This window comes from uncultured Tateyamaria sp., from assembly GCF_947503385.1.
GTDB lineage: Bacteria > Pseudomonadota > Alphaproteobacteria > Rhodobacterales > Rhodobacteraceae > Tateyamaria.
On record NZ_CANNDO010000010.1, the window covers coordinates 67,786 to 88,222 of the forward strand.

20 protein-coding genes and 1 tRNA gene are annotated in these 20,437 nt (G+C 61.6%); 12 read left to right on the forward strand and 9 right to left on the reverse strand.

Annotation, left to right across the window (positions count from 1 at the left end):
- The first annotated feature begins 91 nt into the window (after nt 1–91).
- The 8 genes from Q1A85_RS21025 (at nt 92) to Q1A85_RS21060 (ending at nt 7,790) form a co-directional block, all read left to right on the forward strand.
- Nucleotides 92–1,168: a branched-chain amino acid ABC transporter permease gene (locus Q1A85_RS21025; protein ID WP_299694403.1), complete on the forward strand. Its 1,077-nt coding sequence runs from the start codon at nt 92–94 to the stop codon at nt 1,166–1,168.
- Between the two features lie 92 nt (nt 1,169–1,260).
- Nucleotides 1,261–2,544 carry an ABC transporter substrate-binding protein gene (locus Q1A85_RS21030; protein WP_299694406.1) on the forward strand — a complete coding sequence of 428 codons (1,284 nt, stop codon included), beginning with the start codon at nt 1,261–1,263 and terminating at the stop codon, nt 2,542–2,544.
- A 67-nt stretch (nt 2,545–2,611) separates the two neighbouring features.
- Nucleotides 2,612–3,436, forward strand: a complete 825-nt coding sequence (locus tag Q1A85_RS21035; protein ID WP_299694409.1) for an ABC transporter ATP-binding protein — start codon at nt 2,612–2,614, stop codon at nt 3,434–3,436.
- A gap of 12 nt (nt 3,437–3,448) precedes the next feature.
- Entirely contained in the window at nt 3,449–3,829 is a 381-nt protein-coding gene (locus tag Q1A85_RS21040) for a cupin domain-containing protein (protein ID WP_299694412.1), read from the forward strand.
- A gap of 1 nt (nt 3,830) precedes the next feature.
- Nucleotides 3,831–4,118 (forward strand): hypothetical protein, encoded by a 288-nt coding sequence (locus Q1A85_RS21045; protein WP_299694414.1) that lies wholly within the window; start codon nt 3,831–3,833, stop codon nt 4,116–4,118.
- A 35-nt stretch (nt 4,119–4,153) separates the two neighbouring features.
- Complete coding sequence (locus Q1A85_RS21050; RefSeq protein ID WP_299694417.1) at nt 4,154–4,852, forward strand: VIT family protein; 699 nt, start codon at nt 4,154–4,156, stop codon at nt 4,850–4,852.
- Between the two features lie 17 nt (nt 4,853–4,869).
- Nucleotides 4,870–6,087 carry an AMP-binding protein gene (locus tag Q1A85_RS21055; RefSeq protein ID WP_299694420.1) on the forward strand — a complete coding sequence of 406 codons (1,218 nt, stop codon included), beginning with the start codon at nt 4,870–4,872 and terminating at the stop codon, nt 6,085–6,087.
- 44 nt (nt 6,088–6,131) lie between these two features.
- The gene (locus tag Q1A85_RS21060; protein WP_299694423.1) at nt 6,132–7,790 is read left to right on the forward strand and encodes an iron ABC transporter permease; all 1,659 of its coding nucleotides are present in this window, start codon (nt 6,132–6,134) and stop codon (nt 7,788–7,790) included.
- Here the strand turns inward: Q1A85_RS21060 and Q1A85_RS21065 are convergent.
- From Q1A85_RS21065 to Q1A85_RS21075, 3 genes are all read right to left on the reverse strand, one after another.
- On the reverse strand, nt 7,787–8,266 hold the full coding sequence (locus Q1A85_RS21065; protein ID WP_299694426.1) for a hypothetical protein: 480 nt from the start codon (nt 8,264–8,266) through the stop codon (nt 7,787–7,789). The genes Q1A85_RS21060 and Q1A85_RS21065 overlap by 4 nt on opposite strands.
- A 60-nt stretch (nt 8,267–8,326) precedes the next feature.
- Nucleotides 8,327–9,196, reverse strand: coding sequence for a glutathione-dependent disulfide-bond oxidoreductase (yghU, locus tag Q1A85_RS21070; protein WP_299694429.1), 870 nt, complete (start codon nt 9,194–9,196; stop codon nt 8,327–8,329).
- A gap of 91 nt (nt 9,197–9,287) precedes the next feature.
- On the reverse strand, nt 9,288–10,151 hold the full coding sequence (locus Q1A85_RS21075; protein ID WP_299694432.1) for a LysR family transcriptional regulator: 864 nt from the start codon (nt 10,149–10,151) through the stop codon (nt 9,288–9,290).
- A gap of 96 nt (nt 10,152–10,247) precedes the next feature.
- On the opposite strand from Q1A85_RS21075, the gene Q1A85_RS21080 reads away from it, so the two are divergent.
- Complete coding sequence (locus Q1A85_RS21080) at nt 10,248–11,303, forward strand: sodium-dependent bicarbonate transport family permease (RefSeq protein ID WP_299694435.1); 1,056 nt, start codon at nt 10,248–10,250, stop codon at nt 11,301–11,303.
- Between the two features lie 177 nt (nt 11,304–11,480).
- Here Q1A85_RS21080 and ykgO read toward each other — a convergent pair whose 3' ends face one another.
- Together ykgO and Q1A85_RS21090 are read right to left on the reverse strand one after the other, a co-directional pair.
- Nucleotides 11,481–11,606 (reverse strand): type B 50S ribosomal protein L36, encoded by a 126-nt coding sequence (gene ykgO, locus Q1A85_RS21085; protein ID WP_005850168.1) that lies wholly within the window; start codon nt 11,604–11,606, stop codon nt 11,481–11,483.
- A 108-nt stretch (nt 11,607–11,714) separates the two neighbouring features.
- Nucleotides 11,715–11,789 (reverse strand) — tRNA-Val (locus Q1A85_RS21090).
- Nucleotides 11,790–11,939: 150 nt separating this feature from the next.
- On the opposite strand from Q1A85_RS21090, the gene Q1A85_RS21095 reads away from it, so the two are divergent.
- Nucleotides 11,940–12,800, forward strand: a complete 861-nt coding sequence (locus tag Q1A85_RS21095) for an N-formylglutamate amidohydrolase (RefSeq protein ID WP_299694438.1) — start codon at nt 11,940–11,942, stop codon at nt 12,798–12,800.
- A gap of 1 nt (nt 12,801) precedes the next feature.
- Here the strand turns inward: Q1A85_RS21095 and Q1A85_RS21100 are convergent, their stop codons facing one another.
- Nucleotides 12,802–14,055 carry a DNA polymerase IV gene (locus tag Q1A85_RS21100; protein WP_299694441.1) on the reverse strand — a complete coding sequence of 418 codons (1,254 nt, stop codon included), beginning with the start codon at nt 14,053–14,055 and terminating at the stop codon, nt 12,802–12,804.
- A gap of 57 nt (nt 14,056–14,112) precedes the next feature.
- Between Q1A85_RS21100 and Q1A85_RS21105 the strand changes: the two genes are divergently transcribed.
- Nucleotides 14,113–14,550, forward strand: a complete 438-nt coding sequence (locus Q1A85_RS21105) for an NUDIX hydrolase (RefSeq protein ID WP_299694444.1) — start codon at nt 14,113–14,115, stop codon at nt 14,548–14,550.
- 210 nt (nt 14,551–14,760) lie between these two features.
- Here the strand turns inward: Q1A85_RS21105 and pyrF are convergent, their stop codons facing one another.
- Both pyrF and Q1A85_RS21115 read right to left on the reverse strand, forming a co-directional pair.
- A complete protein-coding gene (gene pyrF / locus Q1A85_RS21110) occupies nt 14,761–15,477 on the reverse strand; it encodes an orotidine-5'-phosphate decarboxylase (protein WP_299694447.1) in 717 nt (238 codons plus the stop codon).
- Between the two features lie 203 nt (nt 15,478–15,680).
- Nucleotides 15,681–15,992: an orotidine 5-phosphate decarboxylase gene (locus Q1A85_RS21115; protein ID WP_299694450.1), complete on the reverse strand. Its 312-nt coding sequence runs from the start codon at nt 15,990–15,992 to the stop codon at nt 15,681–15,683.
- A 417-nt stretch (nt 15,993–16,409) separates the two neighbouring features.
- Between Q1A85_RS21115 and clpB the strand changes: the two genes are divergently transcribed.
- Entirely contained in the window at nt 16,410–19,025 is a 2,616-nt protein-coding gene (gene clpB, locus Q1A85_RS21120; RefSeq protein WP_299694453.1) for an ATP-dependent chaperone ClpB, read from the forward strand.
- A 123-nt stretch (nt 19,026–19,148) separates the two neighbouring features.
- On the opposite strand, the gene Q1A85_RS21125 is transcribed toward clpB, so the two are convergent.
- The gene (locus tag Q1A85_RS21125) at nt 19,149–20,432 is read right to left on the reverse strand and encodes a TRAP transporter large permease (protein ID WP_299694456.1); all 1,284 of its coding nucleotides are present in this window, start codon (nt 20,430–20,432) and stop codon (nt 19,149–19,151) included.
- Nucleotides 20,433–20,437 lie beyond the last annotated feature (5 nt).

Sequence of the window (20,437 nt, forward strand, 5' to 3'; positions counted from 1 at the left end):
GGAGAGATTTTGGGGGCCAGCCCCCAAACCCCCGGGATTTTTGGGAACAGAGACGGGGTGGACCCGTGATGCGCGTCGGGGGAGTGATCTGATGTTTTACCGTGAGGCCGGGGATTTCTCGACCACTTATCCGCAGGACAGCCAGACCTTTCCGATCCGGTTTGACCGCTATCGCTATTACGTGGTGTTGGCGATTGCGGTGTTTGTCATGCCGTTCGTGATGACGGATTACCTCGTCAACTCGATCTTTCTGCCCTTTCTGATCTATGCGATTGCGGCCATCGGATTGAACATTCTGACGGGCTATTGCGGACAGGTGAGCTTGGGTACAGGCGGTTTCATGGCGGTGGGGGCTTATGCCTGTTACAAGCTGATGACGGCGTTTCCGGATGTGAACATCTTTTTCCATGTGATCCTCGCGGGGGGGGTCACGGCGGCTGTGGGCACGGCTTTTGGCCTGCCGTCCTTGCGGATCAAGGGATTTTATCTGGCGGTGGCGACGCTGGCGGCGCAGTTCTTTCTTGTGTGGCTCTTCAACAAGGTGTCGTGGTTCTACAACTACTCCGCCTCGGGGCAGATCAACGCGCCGGAGCGTACGGTGTTCGGCATTCCTGTAACGGGCGCGAACACGGATGCGTGGGCCACTTATCTGTTCTGTCTGGTCTTTACCGTGGGCGCCGCGATCCTTGCGCGGAACCTGACGCGCGGCGCGATGGGGCGGCAGTGGATGGCAATCCGGGACATGGATATCGCAGCCGAGATCATCGGAGTGAACCCGCTGAAGGCGAAACTGACCGCCTTTGCGGTCAGTTCGTTCTTTGTGGGCGTGTCCGGCGCGCTGTTCTTTGCGGTTTATCTGGGTGCTGTGGAGGTGGGTGAAGTCTTTGGCATCACCAAGTCATTCCTTGTGTTGTTCATGATCATCATCGGGGGGCTTGGGTCGATCTTTGGCTCTTTTGCGGGGGCGGCATTTCTCGTCGTGCTGCCGGTGGTGCTGAAGATCGTGGGCGTGGACATGCTGGGCTGGCCCACGGACATTGTGGCACATTTCCAGCTGGTCATTGTTGGCGCGCTGATCATCATCTTTCTGCGCTATGAGCCGCATGGGATCGCGCAACTGTGGCGCGTGGCCAAGGAGAAATTGAGATTGTGGCCGTTCCCACACTAGGGGATGGTTGCCAAGAATGGCGGGGTGAACCCCGCCCTACGGATGGGCCTGCAACGGCTCGCATCGGATAGAACCATAGGGAGGAAACACCGATGAAGATGAAACTGACCACAATGGCCGTGGCCGCCGTAATGGCGGCGGGGCCGGTGATGGCGGACCTTGTGTTCCCATCGCTGAGCTACCGCACTGGTCCTTACGCGGCGGGGGGCATCCCCTTTGCCGATGGCTATGCCGACTACATGACGCTGTTGAACGAGCGGGATGGCGGCATTGGCGGTCTGCCTGCGCGCATTCTGGAATGCGAAACAGGTTACAACACCGAGAAGGGGGTCGAGTGCTACGAGGCCACCAAAGGCGAAGGGTCGCTGGTGTATCAGCCGCTTTCCACTGGTATCACATATCAGCTGATCCCCAAGGCAACGGCGGATGATATCCCCGTGCACTCCATGGGCTATGGCCGGACATCGGCCAAAAACGGCAACGTGTTCAGCCACGTGTTCAACTATCCCGCCAATTACTGGGATGGTGCGTCGGGTGCGATCAACTACCTGCTCGAAGCCAATGGCAACGACATTTCCGGCAAGAAGATTGCGCTGGTTTACCACAATTCCGCCTATGGCAAGGAGCCGATCCGCACGCTGCAGGGGCTGGCTGAAAAGCACGGGTTTGAGCTGATGGAAGTGGCCGTGGATCACCCCGGTCAGGAGCAAAAGTCGCAGTGGTTGCAAATTCGCCGTGAGCGTCCGGACTTTGTCCTGATGTGGGGCTGGGGTGTGATGAACCAGGTGGCGATCCAGGAAGCGGCCAACATCCGCTATCCGATGGAGAACTTCATCGGCATCTGGTGGTCCGGCTCTGAGAACGACGTTCTGCCTGCGGGCGACGCGGCCAACGGCTACAAGGCGCTGACATTCCACGGTGTGGGCAGCGATTTCCCCGTCTTTGACGACATTCAGAAGTATGTCGTGGATGCGGGCAAGGCAGCCGGTGCAGGCGATCAGGTCGGTACGGTTCTGTACAACCGCGGTCTTTATGCGGCGATGCTGGCAGCCGAGGCGGCCAAGAAGGCGCAGGAAATCCATGGTGTGGCGGACATCACGCCCGGGATGATGCGTGACGGCATGGAAGCGCTGGAGATCACCGAGGCCAAGATGGCCGAACTGGGCCTGCCCAACTTTGGCCCCGAGTTCACAGTGAGCTGTGAGAACCACGGCGGTAACGCGCTTGTGGGTGTGACCCAGTGGGACGCGTCGGCGGGCTCTTGGTCGCTGATCTCGGACTTTAAGCCGACCGATGGCGATATCATCGGACCGCTGATCGAAGAAGACAGCGCGGCTTACGCAAACGAGAACAACATCCCCGCCAACTGCGGCTGATGTGATCTGACCCGGCGGTTTGCATCACGCGCGCCGCCGGGTTTTGAGTATTTGAAAAGAGAAGAAGATGCTGGACACAAGCGCCGAGACCGAGACCGTTCTGGAGGTCAACAATATCGAGGTGATCTATAATCACGTGATCCTTGTGTTGAAGGGTGTTTCGCTGAAGGTGCCCAAGGGCGGCATCACTGCGTTGCTGGGTGGCAATGGCGCGGGCAAGACGACGACGCTAAAGGCGATCTCGGGGTTGCTGGCCAGTGAACGCGGTGAGGTGACCAAAGGGTCAATCACCTATCACGGGGCGAACACAGCAGATTTGGACCCGGCCGATCTGGTGAAGGCGGGTGTGGTGCAGGTGATGGAAGGCCGACACTGTTTCGAGCACCTGACCGTTGAAGAGAACCTGCTGACCGGTGCCTATACAAGGTCGGATGGGTCGGCGGCAATTCAGGCCGACCTTGAGATGGTCTACAACTATTTTCCCCGCCTGCGGGAGCGGCGAAAGTCGCAGGCGGGGTACACCTCGGGTGGGGAGCAGCAGATGACGGCCATTGGCCGCGCGCTCATGTCCCGGCCCGAGACGATCCTGCTGGATGAGCCGTCCATGGGGCTGGCACCGCAACTGGTGGAGCAGATTTTCGAGATCGTGAAATCGGTGAACGAGAATGAGGGCGTGACCTTTCTTCTGGCCGAGCAGAACACAAACGTCGCCCTTCGCTTTGCGCATTATGGCTACATTCTGGAATCGGGCCGCGTTGTAATGGATGGTCCGGCGGCAGAGCTGCGCGAAAACCCGGATGTAAAGGAATTCTATCTCGGCATGTCCGAAGAGGGGCGCAAGTCGTTTCGCGATGTGCGGTCCTATCGACGCCGCAAGCGTTGGTTGAGCTGAGGAGGGTTGAGGATGAGACGGTTGGGTCTGACGGCGATTGGCCTGCTGATGGCGGGCGCGGCCTCGGCCGGTGATATCAGTCGTGAAGAGATACGGCGCGTTGCAGTGCCTGGCTCAGACACGATGATCGTTGTGGTCTCAAAACTGACTGTCGCACCAGGCGCGACCATTCCGATGCACACCCACGCGGGCGACGAGCACGCCGTGGTGATTACGCCGACGACCGCCAAAGCGCCGAATGGCAAGGTGCTGGAGTTTCCGGTGGGCGCCACGCTTTATTTTCCCGAAGGGCAGGCGCATGGCGGGCTGACGAATATTGGCGATGGCCCGATGGTGGCGATCACAACGCAGGTGGTGCGGGGCGATGCGCCGCTGAGCACACCCGTGAACTGAGATGGACAAAGTCGCCTGCCGTACACCTGCCGAGGGGCGGGATGGGGTAACCAACATCCCGGCGTGGAAGTTTGACCTGATCCGCGGCCATGTGCTTGATCTGCTGGTGGATGGTCCGCGCGTCTACAACGACGTTCGGGATGAGATCGGAGCGCGGTTGACCCCGGATGAGGCGGCGGCACTGGGCAAGCTCGGATGGCACGTCATCACAGTAAAGCTCGAACTTGAAGTGCGCGGCGAGATCGAGAGAGTGAAGGCCAAGGGGCCGCAGCAAATCAAACTGGCCTGACGTTCCGCCGTCAGCACAGCCAAAAGGCCCCGCCGATGACCAATATGCATCCCGACGATCCACACCTGATCGACAGATCCGGCTGGTTGCGTGCGGCGGTCTTGGGCGGGAATGACGGCATTGTGTCGACTGCGTCGGTGATTGTGGGCGTGGCTGCGGCAGAGCCGGGGATGCGCGCGGTTCTTATTGCCGGGGTGGCTGCGCTGGTGGCGGGAGCGATGTCCATGGCGGCTGGAGAATATGTCAGCGTGTCCTCGCAATCTGATCTGGAAGAGGCAGACATCGCGCGCGAGAAACGGGCGCTGGCCGACGACCCGGAAGGCGAAGAGGCGGAGTTGGCGGAAATCTACGTCGACCGCGGCCTGAGCGCCGAGACCGCGCGGCAGGTGGCGCGCGAACTGACGCAAGCCGATGCTCTGGGCGCGCATGTGCGCGATGAACTGGGCCTGTCGGACCAGCAGGCAGCGCAGCCCTTGTTGGCGGCCGCCGCGTCCGGCATCACCTTCATGATTTTTGCGGCCATTCCGCTGATTGCGGCATGGGTGGCACCGGTGGGGAGGCTGATCCCTCTGGTGGTCTGCGTGACCATGGTGGCGCTTGCGGGCCTTGGAGCTTTGGGCGCGTGGGCGGGTGGCGCACGGTTCGGGCCTGCGGCGTTGCGTGTGATGATCTGGGGCGGGGCGGCCATGGCCGTGACCGCCGCCGTTGGACGCCTCTTTGGCGTGGCAATCTGATTTTTTCGGGAGGGGATATGACCCATTACGACGATTTGGAAACGCGCAGTGACGACCTGCGGGCGCGGGACCTCAAGGTGGCGTTGCAGGATCAGGTGGGCCGTGCACAGCGGCTTGGCGGCTATGCGGACAGTCTGGCCGGGATCGACGCGCTCAAGATCGGGGGCGTGGCCGATCTGGCGCAGCTTCCGGTCCTGCGAAAATCCGACCTTGGGGCCGCGCAAAAGGCAAACCCACCGCTGGGCGGGTTCACCACGGGGGTCAGCCAGTTCAGCCATATCTTCCAGAGCCCGGGACCCATCTATGAACCCGGCAGCCATGACAGCAAGGACTGGTGGCGCTTCGCCCGGTTTCTGCACGCCGCAGGGTTCGGGTCCGGTGACATTGTGCAGAACTGTTTCTCCTACCATCTGACACCGGCCGGGATCATGTTTGAAAACGGTGCAACGGCGATTGGTGCGGGCGTGCTGCCCGCAGGCACCGGTCAGACAGAGGCGCAAGTGACAGCGGCGCGGGATATCGGCACAACGGCCTATGCGGGCACGCCGGATTACCTGAAAGTGATCCTCGACAAGGCCGACGAGATGGGTGTGAACCTCCGCATCGCCAAGGCGGCGGTGGGTGGAGGGGCGCTGTTCCCGTCGCTGCGGCAGGAATACACGGACCGTGGGATCAGCTGCTTGCAGTGCTATGCCACGGCAGATCTGGGCAATATCGCCTACGAAAGCTCCGCCATGGAGGGGCTTATTGTCGATGAGGGTGTCGTGGTCGAGATCGTGACACCCGGCACGGGCGATCCTGTGCCCGAAGGCGAAGTGGGCGAGGTCGTGGTGACAACGCTTAACCCCGACTATCCGCTGATCCGTTTTGCGACAGGTGATCTGAGCGCGGTGTTGCCGGGTCACAGCCCCTGCGGGCGGACGAATATGCGGATCAAGGGCTGGATGGGGCGCGCCGATCAGACCACCAAGATCAAGGGGATGTTTGTGCGTCCCGAGCAGGTGGCTGCGCTGGTGGCGCGCCATGACGCGGTTGCCCGTGCCCGGGTGATCGCGCAGCGCAAAGGCGAACAGGATGTGATGGTTGTGCAGCTGGAGGCCACCGGCGGGACACCCGAGGATTATGCCGCGAGCGTCGCGGATGTGCTCAAGCTCAAGGGGGCGGTTGAGGTCGTGGCACCCGGCACCCTGCCGCGCGACGGCTTGGTGATTGAGGATCAGCGCAGCTACGACTGACCTCTGGTCCCGGCGCGTTGTTCCTGACATAAAGCGTTGGACTTATGAGCGACGCAAGCCTCTCCCCCTCTTCCGCGCGCAAGGTGGCGCGCCCTCACGGCATTGCCGTGATCGCGTGGGGCGTGGCGCTGATGTGTCTGCTGCCGATGGTTGCGGTTGCCCTTGCGGCCCTGTTCGGTGGGACGGATACGGTGGCCCATCTGCTGGAAACGGTGCTGGCGCGCTATGCGGGAAACACTGCGCTGTTGGTGGTGCTTGTTGCGTCGGGGACACTTTCCGTCGGCGTTGGGGCCGCTTGGCTGGTGACGATGACGCGGTTCCCCGGTGCGCGGCTGCTGGAAATTGCGCTGGTCCTGCCGCTGGCCTTTCCGGCCTATGTGCTTGCCTATGCCTATACCCATGTGCTGGACCATCCAGGCATTGTGCAGACGACGCTGCGCGATGTGACCGGTTGGGGGCCGCGCGACTACTGGTTTCCCGAGATCCGCAGCCTTGGCGGTGCGGCGATGATGCTGGTGCTGGTTCTTTATCCTTATGTCTATCTGCTGGCGCGGGCCTCGTTCCTGCAACAAAGCGGCAGCACCTTTGTCGCCGCTCGCGCGCTGGGGTCGAGCCCGTGGGCCGCATTCTGGCGGGTGAGCCTGCCACTGGCGCGCCCGGCCATCGCCGCGGGCGTTCTGCTGGCGGTGATGGAGACCATCGCGGATTTCGGAACCGTGGCCTATTTTGGCGTCCAGACCTTTGCCACGGGCATTTACACCAGTTGGTTTTCGCTGGCGGACCGGGCCGGGGCGGCGCAACTGGCGCTGTGCCTGCTGGCCTTTGCCCTGCTCTTTGCCGTGCTGGAACGGACGCAGCGCGGCAATGCCCGCTATCACGACCCCAGCCGCAGCGGAAAGGGCCAGCCACCGATGATCCTGCGCGGCTGGAAGGCGGCAGGGGCGTTTGGCCTGTGCGCGGTGCCGGTCCTGTTGGGTGCGGTGCTGCCGGTGCTGATCCTGCTGAGCCTCGGGATCGGGTCCGAGCAGGACTTGCTCAGCCCGCGCTATCTGGGCTTTGTCCGCAACTCGCTGGTGCTGGCGGGGACGGCGGCGGTGCTGACGGTTTGCGCGGCCATTGCGGTGGGGTTTTATCAGCGTAGCCGACCCGGCACCGCCTCGGCCACCGCCGCTTATGCCGCACGACTGGGATATGCGGTGCCGGGGGGCGTGATTGCCGTTGGGCTGATCGTGCCCTTTGCCGCCTTTGACAATACGCTTGATGCGTGGGTGCGCAGCACCTTTGACATCTCGACCGGGTTGTTGATCACCGGGTCGATCTGGCTGCTGGTTTTTGCCTATATGGTGCGCTTCCTCGCGGCGGCTCTTGGCGCCTATGAGGGTGGGCAGGCGCGGGTGCACGCCAACATGGATGCCGCTAGCCGGTCGCTGGGTCAGGGACCGATGGCCACGCTGCGCCGCATTCACCTGCCGATCCTGACGCCAAGCTTGCTGACCGCGCTGCTGATCGTATTTGTCGACGTGATGAAGGAGTTGCCCGCAACCCTCATCATGCGACCGTTCAACTATGACACGCTGGCAGTGCAGGCTTATCGGTTAGCGTCAGACGAACGTCTTGCGGGGGCGGCTGTGCCCAGCCTCGTCATCGTGGCGGTGGGGCTGTTGCCGGTCGTCCTGATATGTCGTCAGGTGGGACGCCGTTAGGACGTGCATGGATCAAGGGGCAGTGTGGCGCTGCCGCTCGCGTCGAAGAGCGCTGTGACCCCATCTGCCCGCAGCGTCGCCCCTACCATTTCCGAACCGTCAACGGTGATCTGGCGACCGCTGGTGGTGTCGTCAATGTCGACCGTAAAGGCACGGACCTCGCCCGGTGCCCACTGATCCAGCGACACGGTCAGCATGGTGTCCCCATCCGAGACGTCTGATGTTTGCGCCGCTCCCTGCACCCATTCGAGCGGCTGGAACACTTCGACACCCGCACCGGCGGCCGTGATGTCAAAGATCAGGCCCGCAGGTGCGGTGCCAAGGTCAATCACAAGCTGTGTCGGGCCAAGCGGGCAATTCCCATCGTAGGACAGCGTAAAACGGTCCTTGGGCGCGCCGTCGCGGAATTGGACAGTGACCCCCGCTGTGGCGGGCAGGGCGAGGGTGGTGGCAAGGCAGAGGGCGATCAGGCGCATGGGTGCTTGGTCCTTTGATTGACCAAACACCACCTAGCAGCGCCTGAAGCCGCGACAAGGTCAGGCGTCGCCGATCTTGTCCTGTGTTTGCGTGTCAAAATCAGACGCGTCATGGCGTTCGTGCAGTTGCATCTCAGGCTCGCCAAAGGAACGGTTGACCATGCGCCCGCGCAGGGTGGCCGGGCGGGCGTCGATCTTTTCCGCCCAAGCCATGACGTTCTTGTAGCTTTGCACGTCAAGGAACTCAGCCGCAGAATAGAGCCGCCCAAGGCAAAGCTGGCCATACCACGGCCAGATCGCCATATCCGCGATCGAATAATCATCACCTGCGATAAAGGGCCGTTCGGCCAGTTCACGGTCAAGCACGTCAAGCTGCCGTTTGCTCTCCATCGCGTAGCGGTTGATCGGGTATTCGTATTTCTCGGGCGCGTAGGCGTAGAAATGGCCAAAGCCGCCGCCAAGGAACGGTGCGGACCCCATCTGCCACATCAGCCAATTCAATGTCTCGGTGCGCATAGGCCCGGAGGCGGGGAGGAAATGACCAAATTTTTCGGCCAGATGGATCAGGATCGAGCCGGATTCGAATACCCGCAGGGGCGTGTCTCCGGAGTGGTCGACAAGGGCCGGAATCTTGGAGTTTGGGTTGGCGTCGACAAAGCCGCTGCCGAATTGCGCGCCTTCGCCGATGTTGACCAGCCATGCGTCGTATTCGGCACCGGTCTCTCCCAGAGCCAGCAATTCTTCGAACATCATGGTCACTTTGACGCCGTTGGGGGTCGCAAGCGAATACAGTTGGAACGGATGCTTGCCCACGGGCAGGTCCTGATCACGCGTGGCCCCTGCGATAGGCCGATTGATTGACGCGAACTGGCCGCCGCTCTCGCTGTCCCACGTCCATTTCGCCGGAGGGGTGTATGTTGGATCGCTCATCTGTGCGCCTTTCCATCAGTGCGGTTCCGGCCAAGGTAAGGGCAGGCCATGTGTATGCAAGCGACGGGGACTTGTGCGTATGCGCACGACGTCAGTCGGGCAGGACGTGATGCAGCAGCGGGTGAGGAAAGCTGCGCTGAGTGGTGACGCCATAGAATGTGTCGGTGATCCCGGTGTCGAAAGGTGCCGTGACCAGCTGGCCGGTTGCGATTTCATCTGCCAGTACAATGTCGGGCGCAAGGGCAAGGCCTACCCCCTCGCGGGCCAGCAGCCGCACCATGGCCATATCGTCCACGTCCGCCACGATGCGTGGCTGCACGCCCAGCCGTGCGATCAGGCGGTTGAAGCCCGTGCGCATGGCGCTTTCGGTGGGGACAATCACCGGCTCGCAGGTCAGAAGCGTTGCGAGGTCGGGATGGTCCATGCGGCCTGGCACGCCGTGCAGGCGTGCGGGGTGAGCAGCAAGCCGGTGCGCGATAAAGTCGGATCCGGCGGCGCTGCGCGGCGCATCAGTGGTCAGCACCACGTCAAGCGCCAGATCGGACAGCGCCTTGAGCAGTTGCGTGCTGCCGCCGGAGGTCAGCACAATGTCCAGTTCGGGGTCCGCCAGTGCAGGGCGCAGGAACTGAATTTGGAAGTTGCGCGATAATGTGGACAGCGCGCCCACACGCAGCGGCGGGGTTGCATCGGCGCTGCGGTTGAGGATCGCCATCAAATCTTCACCCGTGCCAAAGATGCGGTCTGCGTGATCCAGCGCGATGCGCCCCACTTCCGTCAGTCGGAGTTGCCGCCCCACCCGGTCAAACAAATCATGGCCCAGCCGCGCCTCCAACGCTTTGATCTGGATCGACAATGCTGATTGCGACAGGTTGAGTTGCGCGGCAGCACGGGTCAGGTTGCCCTCATGCGCGACAGCGCGGAAATAGCGGAGATGGTGATAGTTCAGCGTGTCCATAGATTTAAAATATAGAACATAAATGCGTAATACTTATATTTTTTATTTGTTATGCCGCCCGCTATCTGTCCCATCAGCACAAAGATGGGGGCCGTCATGGACATTCTTGCAGACATCGTCACGACCATTCTGGCACAGATGCAAAAGCCGACACTGGCGTTTTTGATTGGCGGCATGATGCTGGCTGCACTTGGCAGCAAGTTCGAGGTGCCGGAGCCGGTCTACAAGTTCATCGTGATCCTGCTGTTGCTTAAAGTGGGCATTGGTGCAGGTATTTCCTTGCGCGAGGCCGAGCTTGTCGACCTTGTCGTGCCAGCGCTGCTGGCTGGCGGTGTCGGTATCGCGATTGTAGCACTTGGCCGGTTCACGCTGGCGCGCTGGCGCGGCGTATCCGAGACGGACGGTTTGGCCACTGTGGGTCTGTTTGGGGCGGTGTCCGCCTCGACTTTGGCGGCTGGTATGGCGGTGCTGGATGATGAAGGCATCGCCTACGAAGGGTTTATCGGCGCGCTTTATCCGTTCATGGATGTGGCGGCGCTGGTGACCGCGATTGTATTGGCGCGGCTGGCCCGGGCGCGCAAGGCGGTGACCGTTCAGGGCGGCGGCACGATGACGATGGGTGGCGGCAATGCGGGCGGCCCGGTGGTGGAACAAGGGCTGATCAAGGGCATTCTGGTTGACACGCTGCGGTCGCCTGCGATTTCGGCGCTGCTGCTTGGTCTGGCGCTTGGTCTTTTTGCCCGGCCCGAGACGGTCTATGCCAGTTTTTACGAGCCGCTCTTTCGGGGGCTGTTGTCAGTGTTGATGCTGATCATGGGGATGGAAGCATGGTCGCGGCTGTCGGAACTGAAGGGCGTGGCACATGCCTATCTGTTCTACGGTATCACCGCGCCACTGGTGCACGGAGCGCTGGGGTTCGGTGCCGGTCTGATTGCGCATCAGTTGACCGGGTTTTCGGCGGGCGGCATCGTCCTGTTGTCGATCATGGCGGCGTCAAGTTCGGACATCTCCGGCCCGCCCACAATGCGCGCGGCGCTGCCCGAGGCGAACCCGTCTGCCTATGTGGGCACATCCACAGGGCTGGGCACGCCGGTGGCGATCCTGAGCATCCCGCTTTTCATGGCGCTGGCGGACTGGTTTGTGGGGTTTTGAGGGTGTCTTGGCGGTCCCGCTCGGGCAAATTACGCGGGGGGCGGGCGTTGGCCCGCCCTTTGTGTTGGGGGGGGCGGGCTGAAGCCCGCCCTACGATGCACGGCTTTGGTTGCGCGCAACCTCAACGAAAAAGCCGCCCCCGATGGAGCGGCTTTCAATTTCGTATCGCTGTGAGCCTCAACCCTGGCGGGCTTTGAACCGGCGCTGCGTCTTGTTGATGACGTACACACGGCCCTTGCGACGCACAACACGGCAATCACGGTGCCGGTTCTTAAGCGAGCGGAGCGAGTTGCGAACCTTCATGGCGCTTCTTCCTCATGTTTCATGGCGCGAAGCAGCGCCGGGTTGCATTTTGGCACATGCGTGCCGGTGTCTGGTGCCGTGCGGGGACCCCCGGTTGGCGGAATAGGATGGTGGGCGATACAAGGATCGAACTTGTGACCCCTTCGATGTCAACGAAGTGCTCTACCGCTGAGCTAATCGCCCACTTTACCCGTCAAAAACCCTGCGCCCACAATAAAAGCAGGCGCGGAAGTCCGCGCCGGGTGAGGGGTGCTATAAAAGGAGTCGGAACGGGGATCAAGGGCTTTTGGCTTTGCGGCGACATGGGCTATGTTCCTCGACAGAGGAGTGCGCATGCCCAAGGTTGCTTACGACGTTCTACACCCGGAAAAACGCACAAGCTGCGTTGTTTTCGCGTCGCCCCATTCAGGGCGTGACTATCCGTGGACCTTTGTGCGCAAGACGCTGCTGGATGAAAAGACCATCCGGTCATCCGAAGACGCGTTCGTCGATCAGTTGTTTGACAGTGCACCGGCGTTTGGTGCGCCGCTGCTGACCGCCGGGGCGCCACGTGCCTTTGTCGATCTCAATCGCAGTGCGGATGAGCTCGACCCTGCCCTGATCGAAGGGGTGCGGCGTCAGGGTCACAATCCGCGTGTGGCCAGTGGCCTTGGCGTGATCCCGCGCGTTGTGGCCAACGGACGGTCGATTTACCGGGGCAAACTGCCGATGACCGAGGCGGAGCGGCGCATATCGCTCTATTGGCGGCCCTATCACCAGATGCTGCAAAAGCTGCTGGATGGAGCATATCAACAGCACGGGCAGGCTGTGTTGATTGATTGCCATTCTATGCCGCACGAGGCGATGGACGGGATTGCGCGCAGTGGCGTCAAACGCCCGGATATCGTACTGGGCGACCGCTTTGGCGCGGCGGCTTCCGGTGAGGTTGTCGACGTGGTCGAAGCGGCCTTTGCCGCGGCGGGCTTTACTGTGGCGCGCAACGCGCCCTTTGCGGGCGCCTACATCACGCAAGCCTATGGGCGGCCATCGCGGCACCAGCACGCTGTGCAGGTGGAGATTGACCGGGCGCTGTACATGGACGAACGCCTGATCCGGCCCAACAGCGCCTTTGACGAGATGCGGCAGCGGTTGCAGACGGTGATCGCCGAGGTTGCAAATTTCGGCCAGACGCGCATTCCGCTGGCGGCAGAGTGACCTAGCGCAGCGCGCGCCCTTTCATGATCGCATCAGACCCGAACCGCGCGCGGATGGCATCCGTTGCGCGTTCCGCCTCGCCCCTTTTGTGCGCGCCGGGGTCCAGCAAATCACCGGCTGCGGCGGCCTCTGTGGTATCGGACAGGTCGCTGATGCCGCAACCCAGCAGCCGGAATGGCCCTTCGTCGTGCACCTGATCGAACAGCGCACGCGCCGTGCGGTAGATCGTGTCGGCCAGTTGTGCAGGTTCCCGCAGGGACACGCGCCGGGTCAGGTTAGAATGGTTGTGCCGCTTGAGTTTGAGGGTCACGACGCGGCCTGCCTGCCCTTTGGCCTTGGCGCGGTCAGACACTTTTTCCGCCATGCGCCAAAGGTGACCATCAAGGATGTCCGGGTCGGCAGTATCCGCGTTGAATGTGGTTTCGTTGCTGATTGATTTCATCGGTGCGTTGCGCGTGACGCGCCGCCGGTCCTGTCCGCGGGCCAGATGATACAGCCGTTCGCCCATAGACCCGAAGCGGGCCACCAAATCCGTCTGATCCCACCGCAGCAAATCCGAGAATGTGCGAATACCTGCCTTTTCCAACGAGGTCTGTGCCGCAGGCCCGATGCCCCAAATCAGCCGGACGGGCTTGTCGCGCAGAAAGGCGGCGGTGTCGCCCTCACCAATGACCGAAAACCCGTGCGGTTTTTCGAGATCGGAGGCAACCTTGGCCAGAAATTTGTTGTGGCTGAGCCCGATGGAACCTGTGATCCCCAGTTCGTCCCGCATCGTCTTGACGAGGCGCGCGAGCATCACCGCCGGTGGTTTGCCGTGCAGTCGGGCGGTGCCGCGCAGGTCGAGAAACGCTTCGTCAAGGGACAGGGGTTCGATGGCGGGGGTAAGATCCTCCATCAGCGCGCGTATGGCGCGGCTGACCTCGGCATAAACATCCATGCGTTGTTTGATGATCACTGCGTCCGGGCAGAGTTTCAGCGCCTGAAACATGGGCATGGCGGATCGTACGCCCCGGATGCGCGCAACATAGCAGGCGGTTGACACGACGCCGCGCTGCCCGCCCCCAATAATGACCGGCTTGCCTTCAAGGCTGGGATCATCCCGCTTTTCCACGGACGCATAGAACGCGTCACAATCCATATGCGCGATGGCAAGCGTGTCGAGTTCGGGGTGCTGCACAACGCGTGGGCTCGCGCAGGCGGGGCACCGTCGCTCGGCATCGAATTCAGTCAGGCAGTCGCGGCAAAGGCTGGGCATGAGCGGACAAAATGGCTAGGCCCGGCAAGTGTAGCGCAGCGGACAGGGAATGAACACATGGGCCAACGTGTGATCGGGGCGAAACTGGCCCTGTTTGTGGGCGATGCGCTGGCCACCTTGCAGCGGGATGAAAAACCCGGCCTGCTTTGGGCCGGACATTGGGATTTGCCCGGTGGTGGGATCGAACCGGGCGAGACGCCGTTGGAATGCGCCTTGCGCGAAACGCAAGAGGAACTGTCGCTGACCATCGCGCCCGCAGCAGTGATCTGGGGCCGCGACTATGGCACCAGCAACGGGGAAATTTCGTGGTTCTTTGCGGCGCATATCCCGGCGGCACGGGAGGCTGAGATAGTGCTGGGCGATGAAGGTCAGGGGTGGCAGCTGATGCGCGTTGAGGCGTTTCTCGACCACGCCCTCGTGGTGCCGCAGTTCAAGCCACGGCTGCGCGATTACCTCGCCGGTGCCGCCACCGCATCGTTTACACATCTGACATAGAAAGGCCCCCCGCGGGAGGGCGGGGGGAGGTGACGAACCTCAGGAAGAGTCGGTCCGTCGGGGAGTATCACCTAACGTAAACTACCACTTCACCGGGTGTTTTTACAGTCAGGAAATCCGGACCCGCCGATATCGTGTGGTCTGTTGCGGGGATACCACAACCTGTTGATCCACAAGGCTGTGTGGACAAGCGCAGCTTTGTGTTTCGATTCAACGGTTTGGCGCGCTCGCCTGTGGGCTTTGTAGCTCAGACAGGATTTGGTCTGCGGCGGCCTTGGGCGCGGCAGATTTCCAGATCGGGCGGCCAACCACGATGTGATCTGCACCATTTGCAATGGCCTGCGCAGGGGTTGCGATACGCTTTTGGTCGCCAAGATCTGCACCAACAGGGCGAACACCGGGCGTCACGATCAACCGGCCAGCAGATTCCGGCAGCGCACGGATGGCAGCCGCCTCGTTGGGGGAGGCGATAACGCCGTCGGCACCTGCCTCAAAGGCGCGGGCGGCACGGTCGGGGACCAAATCGGCAATCGCGCCCTCCTGAATGAGACTGTCGTCAAGATCGCTGCGGTCCAGCGATGTGAGGATTGTCACGGCGAGGATTTTAAGGTCGGTGCCAGCCGCCCCCTCTTTGGCCGCGCGCACCACGTGGGGGTCGCCATGTACGGTCAGAAAGTCGAGGTCGAATTGTGCAACGCCCCGAACGGCGGCCTCGATTGTGGCTCCGATATCGAACAGCTTGAGGTCCAGAAAGATGCGTTTGCCGTGTTCGGATTTGAGCTCGTTGGCGAGCGCCAGTCCGCCGCCTGTCAGCATCCCCAGCCCAATCTTGTAAAAACTCACGCTGTCGCCCAGCGTGCGGGCCAGTTCCAGCCCGTCGAGCACGTTGGGCACATCCATTGCCACGATCAATCTGTCATCGGCCATGCGCCATCCCCCTTGTGTTCAGCGGGTCATACGGCAGGCTTGCGGCGGCGTCCATTGCGCAAAAAAGCCCGGATGCGGGGGATGCATCCGGGCCAGTTGGTCAGAGACGAGCAGGCAGGCACCTGTCTCTGTGTCCGGCGCGCGGAACCCTGCAAGGGGACAGGTGTTCGCAGGGACGTCGCGCGCGGGATCTCGGGTATAGGTCAGGCAGCGCGGGTTGCCGCGCCTGTGAACTTTGGGGACACCAGCTTGCGCCATGTCGTCATGCGTCCGGCGCGCGTCGATGGTGTCGCCGACGGCATGTGGGTGCCGTCAGCACGCCCATGTGTGTGGCGGCGCATGGCTTGGGTCGCCAGGCCTTGGGCCGCGTCGTGGAATTCCATGGTGATGGGGGCATCAATGGCGCAGGCATAGCTGCGGGCGCCGCTGTGATCGTGAACAGTCACGAGAGCTTCGAAAGACTGCGTTGCGGCATTGTAAATCACGTCGCTCAGTTGAAGAGGTACAGTCTGCATTTGTGTCACCTACATTTTGTGGTTCTGCTCGTCTAACGATCAAGATGGGGAATCGGTTCCACGGAAAAAGGGGGAGACGGTTACACTGTGAATCACAGTCGCGTTAAGTTATCCGGTACCGTATGGCGCGGATTCATCTAAAGCGTTGTTAAGAAAAGATTTTACCCATTTTGGTAGCCGTACGCGTCCGACTGTGTCATCGGCAGAAAATTGCCGTAATCCGTTGATTCATAGACGTAAACGGAGTGCCAAAGACCCACTTGGTCGAGGGCGACGTCCTCTAACGCGCAGCGCAATTCCTGCATCTCTGGCCCTTGTTCCTGTTCACAAAATCCCCATCTTGCCTGTGTAGGCCCGACCGCCTGCGTGCCTCCGGGAGGGCGCGGGAGAAACGGGCGCTGAACAAAGGAGAGACCCATGGACTTGTCGAAGTTCACGGAGCGGTCGCGCGGGTTTGTTCAAGCCGCGCAAACGATCGCCACACGCGAAAGCCATCAACGGCTTTTGCCCGAACACCTGCTCAAAGCATTGCTGGATGATGATCAAGGCCTTGCGGCCAATCTGATCACGCGTGCTGGTGGTGATGCGGGCCGGGTGATGACCCATTTGGAACAAACACTTGCCAAACAACCCAAGGTGACCGGAGACGCAGGCCAGATTTATCTGGATCAGGCGACCGGCAAAGTGCTGGCAGAGGCTGAAACGCTCGCGCAGAAGGCTGGCGACAGCTTTGTGCCGGTGGAGCGTGTCCTGATGGCGCTTGGCATGGTCAAATCTGGTGCCAAGGACGCGCTGGAGGCGGGCAAGGTCAGCCCGCAGGCTCTGAATTCCGCGATCAATGACATCCGCAAAGGGCGTACAGCGGACAGTGCCAGTGCCGAAGAGGGGTATGACGCGCTGAAGAAATACGCGATGGATCTGACCGAACGCGCCGAAGCGGGCAAGATTGACCCGATCATTGGCCGTGACGAGGAAATCCGCCGCGCCATGCAGGTGCTGTCCCGCCGGACCAAGAACAACCCGGTCCTGATTGGTGAGCCGGGTGTGGGTAAGACTGCGATTGCCGAAGGCTTGGCACTGCGGATCATCGACGGTGACGTGCCCGAAAGTTTGCGCAACAAGCGTCTGCTGGCGCTCGACATGGGCGCATTGATCGCGGGCGCAAAGTACCGCGGCGAGTTCGAAGAACGGCTCAAGGCCGTGCTGACCGAGGTCACAGAGGCCGCGGGCGAAGTGATCCTGTTCATTGACGAAATGCACACGCTGGTAGGTGCGGGCAAAACAGACGGCGCGATGGATGCGGCCAACCTGATCAAGCCTGCACTCGCGCGCGGAGAGTTGCACTGCGTCGGGGCCACGACCCTCGATGAATACCGCAAGTATGTTGAGAAGGACGCGGCCCTCGCCCGTCGTTTCCAACCGGTGATGATTGCGGAGCCGACGGTAGAGGATACCGTCAGCATTCTGCGCGGCATCAAGGAAAAGTACGAATTGCACCATGGTGTGCGGATTTCGGATTCGGCGCTGGTGACGGCGGCGACCCTGTCGCATCGCTACATCACCGACCGTTTCCTGCCGGACAAGGCCATCGATCTCGTGGACGAGGCGGCGAGCCGTTTGCGTATGGAGGTCGACAGCAAACCCGAAGAGCTGGACGCGCTCGACCGCCAGATCCTGCAAATGCAGATCGAGGTGGAAGCGTTGAAGCTGGAGGATGATCAGGCGTCCAAGGACCGTCTCGAAACGCTGGAAAAGGATCTTTCGGAGCTACAGGAGCAGTCGTCGGAACTGACGGCGCGCTGGCAGGCGGAGCGCGACAAGCTGAGCGAGGCGCGCGATATCAAGGAACAGCTTGATCAGGCCCGCGCCGCCCTCGACATCGCGAAACGCGAAGGCAACCTCGCGCGTGCAGGGGAACTGTCATACGGCGTGATCCCGCAGCTGGAAAAACGCCTGACCGATGCCGAGGCGGCAGAGAATGACGTCATGGTCGAAGAGGCGGTGCGCCCAGAACAGATCGCGGGCGTTGTCGAACGCTGGACTGGCATTCCGACGTCCAAGATGTTGGAGGGCGAGCGGGAGAAACTGCTGCGCATGGAGGATCAACTGCACGGTCGCGTGATCGGACAGGACAGCGCCGTGCGGGCTGTGTCCAACGCGGTGCGCCGTGCGCGGGCTGGCCTGAACGATGAGAACCGCCCGTTGGGGTCGTTCCTGTTCCTCGGGCCGACCGGCGTGGGTAAGACCGAGTTGACCAAGGCCGTGGCCGAATTCCTCTTTGATGACGACAGCGCGATGGTCCGCATCGACATGTCGGAGTTCATGGAAAAACACGCGGTGGCCCGCCTGATCGGTGCGCCTCCGGGCTATGTCGGTTACGACGAGGGTGGCGTGCTGACCGAGGCGGTACGGCGCAGGCCCTATCAGGTCGTGCTGTTCGACGAGGTCGAAAAGGCGCACCCGGATGTGTTCAACGTGCTGTTGCAGGTGCTGGACGATGGTGTTCTGACAGACGGGCAGGGGCGGACTGTTGATTTCAAGCAGACGCTGATCATCCTGACGTCGAACCTTGGCGCACAGGCGTTGTCACAGTTGCCGGACGGGGCGGATGCCTCGGACGCGCGGCGGGACGTAATGGATGCGGTTCGGGCACATTTCCGTCCCGAATTCCTGAACCGGCTGGATGAGACGATCATCTTTGACCGGCTGGCACGGGCGGATATGGACGGGATCGTGGACATCCAGTTGGGGCGGCTTTTGCGGCGGCTCGCGGCGCGGAAGATCACGCTGGAACTGGATGAGGGCGCGCGGAAATGGCTGGCAGATGAAGGCTATGACCCCGTGTTCGGGGCGCGCCCGCTAAAGCGTGTGATCCAGTCGGCGCTCCAGAACCCGTTGGCAGAAATGCTGCTGGCCGGGGACATCGGAGACGGGCAGGTGATTGAGGTCACCGCAGGTGCCGAAGGTCTGCTGATCGGAGACCGGGTGAGCGCTTCGAACAGGCCCAGACCGGACGACGCAGTCGTTCACTGATCAAAGGGCATCACGAAATGCTGTGGAAACGGCGGGGCTTGCCCCGCCGTTTTCCGTTCACGTCTGCGGGTTACCGACCTGCACCATTCAAGTCCGCAGCGCCGCGCCGGGCCGCCCCCAAACCTACCCGCCAATCAAAGACGGCAGGGTGAGAGAGATTGCGGGAACGAAGGTGATCAGCATCAAGGCCACAAGAATGGCGATGTAGAAGGGCCAGATGGTGCGAACGGCCTGTTCCATCGGCAATTTGCCAACCGCGCATCCGACAAACAGGCATGAACCCACAGGCGGCGTGCACAGGCCAAGCCCGAGATTGACCAGCAAGATCATCCCGAACTGTAACGGATCAATTCCAAGGCTGTTGGCCACCGGCAGGAAGATGGGTGTGCAAATCAGGATCAGCGCGGCCATATCCATGATCATGCCAAGGATCAGCAGCACCAGATTGATCATCAGCAAGATCAGGATCGGATTTTCGGTCAACCCGGTCAGCAGGTCGACCGTCTTGGCCGGCACCCGGTAGAAGGTCAGCATATAGGCAAAGGCGCCCGCACATGCGATCAGGATCATCACCATCGCCGTGGTCCGCACGGATTGCAGAACGGCCGTTTTGAATTTGTCCAATGTGATGGAACGGTAGACCACGAGCGTTACAACAAAGGCATAGATCGCGCCAAAGGCACCGGATTCAGTCACCGTAAACACGCCCGATAAGACCCCACCGACAATAATTACAGCCGTCAAAAGCCCGGGGATCGCCCCGAGGAATGCGATCATCAACGCGGTCCAGCCCGGGAATTTTTCGGCGGCATAGCCGCGCTTGACCGCCACCAGATAGGCCGCGGCGGCAAGGCACACACACATGAGGATGCCAGGCACGACACCGGCCAGAAACAGCTTTGAGATTGAAATGCCGCCGCCCGCCGCGATGGCAAAGATGATCATGTTGTGGCTGGGTGGGATGATGATGCCCGCGATGGACGATGTGACGGTCACATTCACCGCGTAATCCGCGTCATACCCCTTTTCCTTCATCACCGGGACAAGGATAGACCCCAGCGCCGATATATCGGCGATGGCAGACCCCGAGATGCCGCCAAAGAGCATAGAGGAAAAGACGTTCACGATCCCCAGACCGCCGCGCACGGCGCCAACCGCCGCTTGGGCAAAGCGGACCAGCCGCATCGCGATACCGCCGTGAAACATCAACTCGCCCGCAAAGATAAAAAACGGGATTGCCATGAGCGCAAAGACGTTGATGCCGGAAATGATCCGCTGAAAGCCGATCATCAGGGGCAGACCTTCGAACCAGAAGGCGACGATGGCCGAGATGCCAAGCGCGAAAGCCACAGGCGTTCCGATCAGCACACACAGGGCGAAGGCCCCCAGAAGGACGGCAATTCCCATGGTCT